The following is a 13,140-nucleotide window of genomic DNA, read 5'->3' as shown; positions in this document are numbered from 1 at the left end:
CGATTAATTTAAAAAACTAGTTAATGGACTGCTAGCTTCTGCTTTTTTATTTATTACAGGAGCTAGTTTGGCTTCATAAGCTATTCTACCAGCTTCTACTGCTAGTTTAAAGGCTTCAGCCATTTGTACTGGATTAGGAGACACTGCAATTGCTGTATTTACTAAGACAGCATCTGCACCAAGTTCCATTGCAAAAGCTGCATGTGAAGGTGCACCAATACCAGCATCTACTATTACAGGCACATTACTTTGATCAATTATAATCTCTAAAAACTCTTGTGTTTTTAATCCTTTATTACTGCCAATTGGAGCGCCTAAGGGCATTACACACTGTACACCAACGTCTTCTAATCTTTTACACAATACAGGATCTGCATGTATGTAAGGCATTACAATAAAGCCTTGCTTAACTAGCGTTTCAGCAGCTTTTAAAGTTTCGATAGGATCTGGCAATAAGTATTTTGGATCTGGATGAATTTCTAATTTAATCCAATTTGTTTCTAAAGCTTCTCTGGATAATTGAGCTGCAAAAACTGCTTCGTTAGCATCACGGACACCAGAAGTGTTTGGTAATAAATTTATTTTAGAATGATTTAAATGTGTTAAGATATCATCGTTATTATCGGTAACATCCACTCGTTTTAAAGCAACAGTTACTAACTCGCTTTCTGAGGTTAATAACGCCTCTTTCATTAATTGAGACGAACTAAATTTACCTGTTCCTGTAAATAATCTTGAATTAAATATTTTATCTGCTATTTGTAACATTTTGTATATTTTTTTTTGGTGTTAAAGTGCATTACTATAATCACTGTTAATTAACTCATTAAGTTTAGGTATAGCATTAAAATCTTTGGTAATCTGACCAGATACAGCAATACCATATACACCTGTTTTAATTATTTCTGAAACATCTTTAAGTACAATACCACCAATTGCTACAATTGGTGTTTTAGTTTGTAATTGTTTGATTATAGTCTCATAACCTTGACGTCCTAAAATGGGACTAAGTTTGGTTTTAGTTTTAGTAAACCTATAAGGTCCTAATCCAATATAGTCTACGTTTTTATTTATTAATGTTTGACAGTCTTCAAATGTGTTGGCAGTACCACCAATAATTTGCCATGATGCTAAAGCTGCCTTAGCAATTAATGGACAAGTGTCTGACTTTCCTAAATGCACTCCATCTGCTTCAACTTGAGCAGCAATTTTATAATGGTCATTAATAATTAAACTCACATTATGTTTAGAGGTTATCTCTCTAGCTAGTTTTGCAGTCTCTAATACAACGTCTTCACTTACGTTTTTTAATCGTAATTGTACTAGTTCAATTCCGGAAACACAGGCTTTTTGAATATGCTCTAAATGTTGTGTTGGTGTGGCACCTTGAGATATATAATGAAGTTTTGATAACATATTATTATGATTGATTATAGGATTGTTTTAACGTTATAAAGCTGTTTACAGGATCTTTAGTATTCCATATAGCACCTAATATACCAATCCCTTTATACCCTAATTGTAGTGTCTCTGAGATGTTTTTAGAGTTAATGCCACCCATTCCAATAATATACTTATCTATATGGTTAACATCAAACCCTTGACCTTGATAGCCTTGTTTAGAGATAGAATTAAAAATTGGACTTAATAAATGATAATCAAACTCAAACTCACAATCTGCTAACACCTCTGGATCATGAAAGGACGAACTAATTGTTTTACCAAACATATTTAGAGGTTTAAAATACTGACCAGGATTATCGATATGATCTATTCTTTTTTGTTCTTGAAAATGAATTCCTTTAAGGTTATACTCATTAATTAATTTATGATGATCATGTACTACAATTTTATTGTGATATTTAATATCTATTTGATTTAAATACTCAACATGTTGTTGGTAGCTTTTTAATGGCTTTCTTAGATGAAAACACTCTAATCCGTTTTGAAATAGTTTGTTTAATAGTCCTATTTCGTTTAAAACATCTTCTTCTGGAGCAATAAGTACGATCATATTTTTTGAGTTAAGGATTGTAATGGAAATCCTTTTGCTTTTTCTGCAAAAGATTGTATTGGAAAGTCTGCCCACGCCTTAAGCGTGGGAACTCCCTTAAACTATTAAAGATACACTTCTGAGCCTTTATCTTTGAATTCTTTTGACTTTTCTTCCATCCCTTTTTGGATGACTTCATTATCTACAATATCATTTTCTTTAGCAAAATCTCTGACTTCTTGAGAGATTTTCATAGAACAGAATTTAGGACCACACATAGAGCAGAAGTGGGCTATTTTGGCACCAGCTGCAGGTAAGGTTTCGTCATGATACTCTCTAGCACGTTCAGGATCTAGTCCTAGATTAAACTGGTCTTCCCATCTAAACTCAAATCTAGCCATACTTAAAGCGTTATCACGATGTTGAGATCCTGGATGTCCTTTTGCTAAATCGGCAGCATGAGCAGCTAATTTATAGGTTACCACACCAACACGTACATCTTCTTTATTAGGTAAACCTAGATGCTCTTTAGGCGTTACGTAGCACAACATAGCACAACCGTACCAACCAATCATTGCTGCTCCAATACCAGAAGTAATATGGTCGTAACCAGGTGCGATATCTGTTGTTAGAGGTCCTAAGGTATAAAAAGGAGCCTCGTCACAAACGTCAATTTGCTTTTCCATGTTTTCTTTAATCATGTGCATTGGTACGTGTCCAGGCCCTTCAATAAAGCATTGTACTTCGTGTTTTCTAGCTATCTTGGTTAGTTCTCCTAATGTTTCTAATTCTGCAAACTGAGCTTCGTCATTAGCATCCGCAACAGATCCTGGTCTTAATCCGTCGCCCAAAGAAAAGGCAACATCATATTGTTTTAAAATCTCACAAATGTCTTCAAAGTGAGTGTATAAAAAACTTTCTTTATGATGCGCTAAACACCATTTAGCCATGATAGAACCACCACGAGATACAATACCAGTAACTCGTTTTGCGGTCATTGGAACGTAGCGCAATAAAACACCAGCATGAATGGTAAAATAATCCACACCTTGTTCCGCTTGCTCAATTAAGGTGTCTTTAAAAATCTCCCATGTTAAGTCTTCAGCCACACCATTTACTTTCTCTAGAGCTTGATAAATAGGCACTGTACCAACAGGGACAGGTGAGTTACGTATGATCCACTCTCGGGTTTCATGGATATTTTCTCCTGTGGATAAGTCCATGATATTATCTGCTCCCCAACGACAAGCCCAAACTGCTTTTTCTACTTCCTCTTCAATAGATGATGTTACCGCAGAATTACCAATATTAGCATTAATTTTAACTAGAAAGTTACGTCCTAAAATCATAGGTTCAGCTTCCGGATGATTGATATTAGATGGGATTACCGCACGACCTCTAGCGACTTCTGAACGTACAAACTCTGGTGTAATTTTATCAGGTATTGAAGCCCCAAAGTGTTCGCCTTTATGTTGTTTTCTAATTTGGGTCATTTCATCAATACGCTGGTTTTCACGTATGGCAATGTATTCCATTTCCGGAGTGATTATTCCTTGTTTGGCATAATGTAATTGGGTTACGTTTTGACCTTTTTTAGCACGTAAAGGCTTTTTTAATAGCTTAAAACGCATATGATCTAAGCTTTTATCGTTTAAACGCTCATTACAATAGGTAGACGAGTAGTTGTCTAACTGCTCTACATTATCACGATCCATGATCCATTGTTCACGAATACGCTCTATACCACTATGGATGTCTATTTGTTTGTCAGGATCTGTATAAGGCCCTGAGGTATCATAAACCGTTACAGGTTGGTTAGGTGTTTTCTTTTTAGTCATGGAATCCACGGTATCACTTAACTCAATTTCGCGCATAGCGACTTTAATTTGAGGGTGAATTTTACCATTAACATAAATCTTTTTAGAATTAGGAAATGGCTGTCTTGTAATTCCGCCTTGTTTAGGTGCAGTATCTTTGTTTTTCATTGTTTAAGGGTTGATTATTTGTGGTGTTTAATAGTATTGAAGTCAGTCATAAATAGCATTATCCGCCTTGAGTCGCTTTGATAATTAGTATTGAATCTCCGTTATTAGGAGTAGTTGCAGACCAATCTGATTTAGTAATAATGTTTTGATTGACAGCAACAGCAATACCGTTAACCGAAATCTCTAATTGCTTAATTATTTGGTCTAATGTAATTTGAGACTCAAATTGGTAGGATGTGTTATTTACTTTTATGTCTATCATATTAATTCCTGTTTTTGAAGCCTAACCAGCTTCAATATTGTGTATTAATGATGTAAACTAAAAAAGGGTAGTACTATGTGAGAATCACAAATAGAGGAAGTGTACAGTTTTAAAAACTGTTAACTTTTCCCTACGTTGGTATTAACCAAATCAGGTTCTAAGGATTTTTCTCAAACTAATTTAATAGCTACTCCTAAAGTTTACTGTAACAAATTTAATGAATTGAATTTGTAAATACTTCTAAATAGAATAAATTTTAAATGTTTTTTTAATTCTTTCTATACTAAACGCTTGTAAATTATAGCATTTGATGTTTCTAATTAAAGCCCCTAATACATTATCAAAATTGCATTATTTTTGTATTTGAATTACTAAGCATAAATACTAAGATTTGTTAAAACCTCAAGACCAATTACCACAAGTCCCATTATTAGACACCGATTATTTTATTTATTGTTTGGAAGCAGTAGACGATGTAGATGTAGAGGCAGTTACTGAAGTACAAAAACAACTAGACCAATTAACATTACAATATGGTGTTGCTAGTATTTATAATACATGTGATAGCATAGAAGGATTAGAGTCTAGCTTAGGTACATTAGTTTTAGATGATCATAATTTTAAAAACTACGAAGTTATTTACTTGGTTATTGAAGGTGAAGCCAATAGTATTTGTTTGAATGATTACTATTATAATTTGCAAGAAATAGCTGAACTTTTTGAAGGACGCTTAGAAGGTAAGATTCTACATTTTTCTAATGTAAAAGTCCTTGATTTAGATGCTGAAGAAGCCCAATACTTTTTAGATATTACTGGTGCAAAAGGACTATCTGGTTATGGTTGTGCACAGCCTAATATTAGTAGCTATACATTAGATATGGCTTTTTTTAACCTGTTTAAAGACGATGATGATATGTTTGCAGTAGTGGAGGAGCTACATCAAAAACACTATAAAGCCTGTAAACTGCTTGATTTTAGATTATATTATTAAAGATAGCAAGTATCACAAGTCCCTTGAATTAGTAATTGTGACACTTTAATTTTACGATTAGGTATTTCTGGAAGCTTAACACTTTCAGACAAGCAGTCTACTTTTCCGCAATTTAGGCACTGAAAATGAGGATGTAAATCGTTATGTTCTGATGCCGAACATCCTTTACATTTAGCATACCATTTTAATCCGTCTTTACCTAAAAACGAATGTAATACACCATCCTCTTCCAATTTATCTAATACACGATAAATAGTGGTTTTATTAAATGACGTTTGAAATTGCTTAATTAAGTTTTTAGCAGAAATAGCTACAGCTCTTTTATTAAACTCATTTAATAAAACTTCTACCGTTTTTGTCTTTCTTATCACTCCCATAACACAAATATACTGCAACGTTGTTGCATTAACAAATAATAGTTTTACATTTGCAACTTAGTTGTATTAACAAGATTATAAATGATAGTATTAAAACAGAAATCAGATTTATTAGGAACCTATGCTAGCACCTTATGTTTAATACATTGCCTAGCAACGCCATTACTATTTATAGCGCAATCCTGTACAGTAACATGCTGCGAGGCTACACCAGTATGGTGGAAAAGTATAGACTATCTGTTTTTAGTAATATCCTGTCTTGCTATCTATTGGTCTACAACAGCAACATCTTTAAAATGGATTAAAAATGCTTTGTGGTTAAGTTGGTGTGCTTTAGCCTTTGTTATTATAAATGAAAAAGTAGCACTGTTACCTTTACCAGAAGCCAGCATCTATATTCCTGCAATAGCGTTAATTGGATTGCATTTGTACAACCGTAACTACTGTAAATGTAACACAGCTACTTGTTGCACCAAGTCTATATCAAATTAAAAGTCCCTTTTGTTGAAGCTTTTGTATACTACATTTAAACCTTGTAAGTATAGTCTTTGTTAAGTATTCTGATTTAACATTGTATCGAGATATTATATCATTCGTTTAAAATCTTTACAATTATTGCATATAAAATTACTAATAGCTGTAATTTTTATTAATGTACTTATTTTTTTACAAAACACTATTAAAACGTTTTGAATCCATCCTATTTAAACTATATTTATCCCTACTAAAATCAATATTAAATCAATTACAATGAAAAAAACCGCATTAAAAAAGTATTACTTAATGGTCTTATTACTAGCTTTAATTGTTAGTTGTAAAGACAAAACATCATCTACCACGTCCACAGAGACAGAGACTAGTAGTGATGCAACAAGTGGTAATGATTTAGACGTAAATACCTCGAGTTTTTCAGAAGATGATAACTCTTTAATATGCTTATGGCCAAAAGTTGGTCTACGTGATATCGCTGGTAGAAAAGGGGCTAAGTACCTTGAAACTATTTATTTTGGAGAAACTGTAAAGTTTTTAGGCGAAAGAGAAACAGCAAGTGATAATAAAGACTATTTAAAGATTGAATTATCAGACGGTCAAGTAGGATGGGTCTATGAGTATTTATTCTCTGAAAACGGTAAATTAGCCGTACTTAAAAATCCTTTAGCTATTTACAAGCGACCAGATGTTATGGAGTTTATGGGTAATAAGTTTACTAGAGGAAACATTGTTGTTGTTTTAAACGAAGACAAAGGAGAATGGAAAAAAGTAGTTGGGTTAAAAAAGGACACTGAAGGTTGGGTTAACAAAACGAGTGACTTTATATATGATGACTTAGATATTAAATTAGCCATCTTATATAACCGAGCAATTAACGAAGAAACTAGTGCTAAGCAACAACAAAAACTTAAGTTAATTGTTGACAATCCTGCGTTTCAGCAATCTGGTTTAATAGATATAGTACAAAATGCATTATACGATGATGAAGAAGGGTATGAGGAAGACTATGAAGATGATTTTTCTGAATTAGATGCGTCTATTAGTTCTGATCAATTATACATTACAACAGAGGTTTTAAACGTAAGAAGCTCTCCAGACTCTGAAGCTGACAACGTTGTGTTTCAGTTAGAAAAAGGAAACGTTTGTAATATTATAGAAAAGGGACTTTATGAAACGTTAAGAGGTAATAGTAGTAACTGGTATAAAATTGATTATAATGGTAACGAAGGTTGGGTCTTTGGTTACTTTACTTCAAAAAACTAAACTGTTACAACACTTATTTAATACTAAAAAAACCTTCGTTAGTAACGAAGGTTTTTTGGTTTTTAGCTCTTTTTATATCTGCTTTACATTATAATACATCGTAAAAGAAATAGATTTCTTTCTCTTCATGAGCTGCTACATCATTACCTGTATGTAGTCGTCTATTAACACTTAAAGTTAACTTATAAGTACACCTTCCAAGGTCATTAGGTGTGTTATTAATTTGTAGTGCTTCGTTATGAATTGTATTGACATCATCGTCTGTATTACCTTCAAGCGGAAGAAAATGATCGGTTAGTGTTTTTGTAAAAGTCCTTCCGTTGTTGATTAATTTCATTTTTACATTTAGAAGCAAAGGATGGTATACGGTATATAAAGCATTAATTATTCCGCTAATAGGTGCACAATCCCCAAGATCCATTAGTTTATCTATATTCATTTTAATGAAAGTACTATTGTTATTTATGACCACACTGTTTAATGTTTTACCAGAACCAGGTAGTCTATTAAATTGCTCAGCTTCTTTATTAATAACTTCTCTAATTTCGAATTTTATAGCGAACTTTTTAATCTCTAATTTACTAGTTTCAGGAAACGCATTACCTACATCAACACTATCTATTGGTACATTATCTTGATTGGTTAATTTGGCTGTATTTACTTTTATTAAGGTATCTGAATCAATAAAAAAGTAATCGTTTATATCACCTAAAGCATTATCGGATACTGTTCTTGCAATAGCCGAGTTTATATCAAACCAACCCTTTTCATCAAAATCATCAAGATTACTTTCTACATCATAGGTATAAAAAGGTGCTATTTTTTGTTGTAGTACTGCTACTTTAGACTTGACAAATAATCCCTCTGTAACTCCAACAATTATATCAAACAGGTCATCGTCAGGTGCAGCTTCATTATTAGGTGTTGTCACCGAACTCAATTTAAATCTGTATTCAATTGGATTGTTATTGATTGTTGGAGCTGCCTGTCCAGTAAGTTCAATACTTTTAGTTAAACCATATTTATTGGTTCCAGCATAACCATTAACATCAAAATCTTTTGATCCAGAACCAAATACCGCATTAAACGCCGTACCAATACCAGTCCAAGCACTAGGAAATACTTCCGTTTGGTCAGGCGTTGTCACAATTACTTTAGTACACAGTGACACACAAAGACAATATGAGACGTTATTACGTCTGTTTTCTGAAGTTTCATCAATGTACTTTATGTCTCCTAAAAAGGCTTTAAAATACACATCGGGTCCACTTTTAAGAGTAATAGGCAGACCAACTTCAGTTTCGACATTAATCCAAGGGGATAAAAAGGTCTTTTTGAAATCGTTTGATGTATAATCTATTCTAAAATAACCATCTGTATTAGTTGTTGTCGTACCCAACAGGTCATCGTTTAACAAATCGGCATCTAAAGCCTGTACTGTTGCATTGGCGATTGGGTTGCCAGAGGTACAATTACGTAAATAGCCACAAATAACCCAAGCATCAAAATAAAAGCCTCTAATATAGCACCATAGTTTTTGAGAGATACCATAATTATAGCTAAAACTACTATTTTGGTTAGTATCATAAGTCCATTCTGGTTGGATTGTGGTGATATGGCAATGAACCGGTTTGTCTTTAGGTTTTAAATCTGGTAGGTTAGGTAAGGTGTGGCATATAAAATCTAGGTCAAACGCAGTCTCTACGTATTTTTCATTTATTTCAAATTGATACGCTCCATTTTGATCTGTAGTAGTTTTTGCAATTAGTAGTTTTTCTCTTTGTTGGGCTTCCTGCTCTGTTACAATATGAAATGTGTCCTTTGCATTTGTATTGTTTAAAGCTTCCAATTGTGATTTGTGCAATGGTAGATACAATCTAACCTCTACGTTAGCTAGATTTTCGCTACTCTCTTGGCATAGCATACCGTACAATGTTCCTTTAATAAGATGTTTCATGATGTGTTGTTTTATTTTGGTTTAACACTTATTAATGGTTTGTTTTTAAAATGGTTAACATTTTTAAGTGGGTTTGTTAATAGATTAAGACCTGTGTTAGTTTTACAACACTAGATTAACGACGGAGTATGCGCTTGTACTTAAAGCGTCTTTATGTTAATCTATTTTTATATTGACCTGTTGTACATAAGCTAAGGCGTTAGGTATTATATGTAAGACAAAACAAGCATTTTACACTTTTTGGTTAACTCTGGTGCATTACCATGAACTATCTATGGCTTTACTATGGAGTATCTATGAAGTATCCATGAAGTATCTATGGAGTAGGGGTTAGACTTCCTTTAGGCTGAAATATACATTTTAACATACTTTAGCATTTGGGTGTGTACTAATTACTTTAATTATTTCGTTATTAGATTATTACCACTTTCCACACAACATTTCCACAATAAACCAGACGCATATCAATAGGCCTATTGATGATTATCGATTCTTTTAGAGTAAAAGAATTGACATTGTTTAACTAGAGTTAATACGCTATAAAAAAGCTTAAAAACAAGTTATAGCGTTGGCTCATAATATTTTAGAAATTATGGCAAAACAGAAAGGTTTTATTAAGTTAAAAGGAAGTCTAGGAGGACTTACATTTTACAACAACAACGGAAAGGATTTAATTAGAACAACAGGAGGCGTGGATAAAAACAGGATAAAAAATGATCCTGCCTTTAAACGCACACGTGAAAACATGAGTGAGTTTGGTGCCTCTGCACGAATTGGTAAATCTTTAAGAATGGGATTTTCTAACATTATAAAAAGCATGAGTGACACCAGTATTGTTGGTCGCATAACAGGACTTATGAAAAAGATAAATTCTGTTGGCTCTGGATTAAGAGGTCAGCGTGCTTTTGAAATGTTACCCAATAAAGCGTTATTAGAGGGTTTTGAGTTTAACAAAACGTCGCCTTTAGATGCTATATTTTATGCACCAAATACAGCCCCTACATTGGATGCTAATAGAAGTGTTGCCAGTTGGGTGGTTCCTGATTTTAATGTCTCTAATTATATGAATGCACCCGAAGGTGCGACCCATTTTAAATTTGTAATGGTTAGTACTGTTTTAAGCGATTATAGCTTTAACACCCCTTTAGGGAAGTATGAGGCCACAGATGAATTAGAAAATGAAACTAATGGCATTGCCTATAGTAACGAAATACCTATATCAGGCATGGTAGGCGCAGATACAAGTCTAAGTGTAGATTTAGGCTTTGCAGCAGCCTTACCAGCAACGGTAGCAGTTATTAATGCTGTTGGTGTTATATTTTACCAACAAATCAACAGTTTGTTATATGAACTTGCCAGTTATAATGCTATGAAAATAGCTAGTATTGGTTAGCGTCTGTAACAACAGATTTAACAACATAAGGTTTGTGGAAACCTATGTGTGAGAAAAGCAATCTTAATGTATTAAGGTTGCTTTTTTTGTATGATACTTAAACAACAATTACTTTTGTTTTAAATTAATTACGGAATACAGTAATTAACTTCTTGTTAATTTTTTATATATTTGAGAGACAGCTTTTTGAGTTATAAATTCTCCCTAAACACTATCTCAAACTAATACTGTTTTATAGTTCTTGTACTATAAGACACAACTATTTATATATGAAAATTAAAAAAATCAAAATTGAAAATTATCGACTTTTAAAACAATTTTCAATTGATTTGGAAGAAATAATGTCTTTAGTGATTGGAAAAAACAATACAGGAAAGACTTCACTACTAACAGTTATAAATAGTTTTTTAAATGGTTCCGATAAAAGCAGGTTTTCATTTGATGATTTCAATATCGATTTCAAAAATGAATTAAGAACTTTAATTGAAGAAGATATACCACAACAAGAGAATTATAAATCAGTCGGTATAAAGCTTAAGCTTTTTATCGAATATAATGAAGATGATAATTTAGCTAACCTTAGTAGAGTTATGATGGACTTAGATCCTGAAAATAAGTTTGTTGTTTTAGGTTTTGAATATCATTTAACATATGATTCATTAGAGAGAATTAAGCAAAAGTATGCTGAATTTCAAGCTAAAGAAGTTGTGAAACTTGGTGAAAACGAAGACTATAGACAAAGAGATATATTTTATTTTTTAAAGGTATATCAAGGAGATTTTTTTAAATCTAGTCGAAAATCTATAGAGTACAATAGAATTGATGAAATTGAAAATGATGATAATTTCATTGATTTAGATTCTCCAGAGAAAATATCTACTAAAGATATTATAAGCTTTAAATTTATTAGTGCTAAAAGAAGTGTTACCAATAAGGAGAATGATAAAGCATTGTCAGGTCAAACGTCAGAAATTTATAATGAAACAGAGAAAACTGATGAGCAAAATGAGAAAATAGAGCAATTTAAAGAAGAACTAATATCAACAGATTATACTCTATCAGAAATTTATGAAACTCTATTTGAAGATGTTATTGAACAAGTTCGATTATTTGGAGGTATAAAAAGTGATGATTCCACCATTAAAATAGAATCTTCGTTACAGCACAGGGAATTATTATCAGGAAATACAACAGTTATGTACAAACATAATGATACAACTTTACCTGAATATAATAACGGTTTGGGGTATATGAATTTGATTAGTATGATATTTCAAATTGAAATATTAATACAAGAATTTAAAAAGAGTAAAGATGAAAAGCCTGCTGATATAAACTTATTATTTATTGAAGAGCCTGAAGCACATACACATCCTCAAATGCAGTATGTTTTTATTAAAAATATTAAATCTTTGCTTAAAAGGGGAATTGTTCGTGAAGATGGAGATAATAGAGAGTTACAAGCAGCGATAACAACACATTCTTCACATATAGTTGCCGAAAGTGTTTTTGATGATATTAAGTATTTAAAAAAAGATGGAAAGAACAGTGTTATCTCTAAAAATCTAAAAAGTCTAGAGAAAGAGTATACTGATAATGGGGAAGAAGAAAACTATAGATTTTTAAAACAGTATTTAACTTTAAATAGGTCAGAACTATTTTTTGCAGATAAAGCAATATTAATAGAAGGTGATACTGAAAGATTGCTTTTACCTGCGATGATGAAGAAAATTGATCAAGATTGCACCACCAATCAATTATTATCTCAAAATATTTCAATTATAGAAGTTGGTGCACATTCTCAAATATTTGAAAAATTTATTGATTTTATTGATTTAAAAAAATGCCTTATTATAACCGATATCGATAGTAACTACGATGAAGTAAAACTTGAAGATGATGGAGTTACGGCTAAGAAGCACGCTAATGGTAACGATAAAATGAAAACCATAAAATGTACTCCCAGTAATCCAAATGCAAATTATACTTCTAATAACTCATTGATTTTCTTTCATAAAAAAACAAAGAATCTAAACTATTTTAAAAACCTCTCGTTTGATTGGAAAATATTGAGAAAAAACAGAAAAAAAGAATGGGTTTCAAATCGAAAAGGCAAGCTGTTATTAGCGTACCAAATTGAAGAAGATGGTTACCACGCAAGAAGTTTTGAGGATGCCTTTTTTAAAATCAACAGAGATTTTATCCTTGACAATACTTTTCCTTCTTTAACTTCTAAATGGGTTGAAAAATATCGAAATAACGAAATTGATGAATTTGTTCTAGCCGAAAAAGCTATTGAAAAGAAACCTCCATTTGCAATAGAAGTTTTATTAAATAGTAAAATGTCACCTGAAGGTAATCAGTTTATTAATTGGAATACTCCACTATATATTTCAGAAGGTTTATTGTGGCTACAAAAAAATTAAA

The 13,140-nt window shown here is 32.2% G+C and carries 12 protein-coding genes and 1 riboswitch; of the genes, 5 read left to right on the top strand and 7 right to left on the bottom strand.

Annotation, left to right across the window (positions count from 1 at the left end):
• Positions 1-3: 3 nt before the first annotated feature.
• The 5 genes from ITB9_RS03025 to thiS form a co-directional block, all read right to left on the bottom strand.
• A complete protein-coding gene (locus tag ITB9_RS03025; RefSeq protein WP_054851088.1) occupies positions 4-768 on the bottom strand; it encodes a thiazole synthase in 765 nt (254 codons plus the stop codon).
• Between the two features lie 21 nt (positions 769-789).
• Positions 790-1,416: a thiamine phosphate synthase gene (thiE, locus tag ITB9_RS03020; RefSeq protein WP_054851087.1), complete on the bottom strand. Its 627-nt coding sequence runs from the start codon at positions 1,414-1,416 to the stop codon at positions 790-792.
• Positions 1,417-1,420: 4 nt separating this feature from the next.
• The gene (locus ITB9_RS03015) at positions 1,421-2,014 is read right to left on the bottom strand and encodes a thiamine phosphate synthase (protein ID WP_028289992.1); all 594 of its coding nucleotides are present in this window, start codon (positions 2,012-2,014) and stop codon (positions 1,421-1,423) included.
• A gap of 104 nt (positions 2,015-2,118) precedes the next feature.
• Complete coding sequence (thiC, locus tag ITB9_RS03010; RefSeq protein WP_028289993.1) at positions 2,119-3,978, bottom strand: phosphomethylpyrimidine synthase ThiC; 1,860 nt, start codon at positions 3,976-3,978, stop codon at positions 2,119-2,121.
• A gap of 58 nt (positions 3,979-4,036) precedes the next feature.
• Positions 4,037-4,240, bottom strand: coding sequence for a sulfur carrier protein ThiS (gene thiS, locus ITB9_RS03005; protein WP_054851086.1), 204 nt, complete (start codon positions 4,238-4,240; stop codon positions 4,037-4,039).
• Between the two features lie 110 nt (positions 4,241-4,350).
• A riboswitch (TPP riboswitch) is annotated at positions 4,351-4,445 on the bottom strand.
• Between the two features lie 186 nt (positions 4,446-4,631).
• On the opposite strand from thiS, the gene ITB9_RS03000 reads away from it, so the two are divergent.
• Entirely contained in the window at positions 4,632-5,231 is a 600-nt protein-coding gene (locus tag ITB9_RS03000; RefSeq protein ID WP_028608060.1) for a DUF6642 family protein, read from the top strand.
• Here the strand turns inward: ITB9_RS03000 and ITB9_RS02995 are convergent.
• Positions 5,228-5,608: a Fur family transcriptional regulator gene (locus tag ITB9_RS02995; protein ID WP_028289996.1), complete on the bottom strand. Its 381-nt coding sequence runs from the start codon at positions 5,606-5,608 to the stop codon at positions 5,228-5,230. The genes ITB9_RS03000 and ITB9_RS02995 overlap by 4 nt on opposite strands.
• Positions 5,609-5,689: 81 nt before the next feature.
• Here ITB9_RS02995 and ITB9_RS15290 point away from each other — a divergent pair, with 81 nt between their 5' ends.
• On the top strand, positions 5,690-6,100 hold the full coding sequence (locus ITB9_RS15290) for a MerC domain-containing protein (RefSeq protein ID WP_082396018.1): 411 nt from the start codon (positions 5,690-5,692) through the stop codon (positions 6,098-6,100).
• A gap of 258 nt (positions 6,101-6,358) precedes the next feature.
• Positions 6,359-7,363 (top strand): SH3 domain-containing protein, encoded by a 1,005-nt coding sequence (locus ITB9_RS02990; RefSeq protein WP_054851085.1) that lies wholly within the window; start codon positions 6,359-6,361, stop codon positions 7,361-7,363.
• A gap of 88 nt (positions 7,364-7,451) precedes the next feature.
• Here the strand turns inward: ITB9_RS02990 and ITB9_RS02985 are convergent, their stop codons facing one another.
• Positions 7,452-9,320, bottom strand: coding sequence for a carboxypeptidase regulatory-like domain-containing protein (locus ITB9_RS02985; protein ID WP_054851084.1), 1,869 nt, complete (start codon positions 9,318-9,320; stop codon positions 7,452-7,454).
• A gap of 592 nt (positions 9,321-9,912) precedes the next feature.
• Here ITB9_RS02985 and ITB9_RS02980 point away from each other — a divergent pair.
• Positions 9,913-10,713, top strand: coding sequence for a hypothetical protein (locus ITB9_RS02980; protein WP_054851083.1), 801 nt, complete (start codon positions 9,913-9,915; stop codon positions 10,711-10,713).
• A gap of 269 nt (positions 10,714-10,982) precedes the next feature.
• A complete protein-coding gene (locus ITB9_RS15545) occupies positions 10,983-13,139 on the top strand; it encodes an ATP-dependent endonuclease (RefSeq protein ID WP_054851082.1) in 2,157 nt (718 codons plus the stop codon).
• The last annotated feature ends 1 nt before the right edge of the window (position 13,140 follow it).

Source organism: Olleya sp. ITB9 (assembly GCF_001315805.1).
In the GTDB taxonomy this organism is placed as follows: domain Bacteria; phylum Bacteroidota; class Bacteroidia; order Flavobacteriales; family Flavobacteriaceae; genus Olleya; species Olleya sediminilitoris.
This window is presented reverse-complemented; position numbering and strand designations above follow the sequence as displayed.

Bases quoted from the DNA above. Each gene is read 5' to 3' on its own strand.
- ITB9_RS03025 (WP_054851088.1), bottom strand. From the start codon at position 768: ATGTTACAAATAGCAGATAAAATATTTAATTCAAGATTATTTACAGGA.
- thiE (WP_054851087.1), bottom strand. From the start codon at position 1,416: ATGTTATCAAAACTTCATTATATATCTCAAGGTGCCACACCAACACAA.
- ITB9_RS03015 (WP_028289992.1), bottom strand. From the start codon at position 2,014: ATGATCGTACTTATTGCTCCAGAAGAAGATGTTTTAAACGAAATAGGA.
- thiC (WP_028289993.1), bottom strand. From the start codon at position 3,978: ATGAAAAACAAAGATACTGCACCTAAACAAGGCGGAATTACAAGACAG.
- thiS (WP_054851086.1), bottom strand. From the start codon at position 4,240: ATGATAGACATAAAAGTAAATAACACATCCTACCAATTTGAGTCTCAA.
- ITB9_RS02995 (WP_028289996.1), bottom strand. From the start codon at position 5,608: ATGGGAGTGATAAGAAAGACAAAAACGGTAGAAGTTTTATTAAATGAG.
- ITB9_RS15290 (WP_082396018.1), top strand. From the start codon at position 5,690: ATGATAGTATTAAAACAGAAATCAGATTTATTAGGAACCTATGCTAGC.
- ITB9_RS02990 (WP_054851085.1), top strand. From the start codon at position 6,359: ATGAAAAAAACCGCATTAAAAAAGTATTACTTAATGGTCTTATTACTA.
- ITB9_RS02985 (WP_054851084.1), bottom strand. From the start codon at position 9,320: ATGAAACATCTTATTAAAGGAACATTGTACGGTATGCTATGCCAAGAG.
- ITB9_RS02980 (WP_054851083.1), top strand. From the start codon at position 9,913: ATGGCAAAACAGAAAGGTTTTATTAAGTTAAAAGGAAGTCTAGGAGGA.
- ITB9_RS15545 (WP_054851082.1), top strand. From the start codon at position 10,983: ATGAAAATTAAAAAAATCAAAATTGAAAATTATCGACTTTTAAAACAA.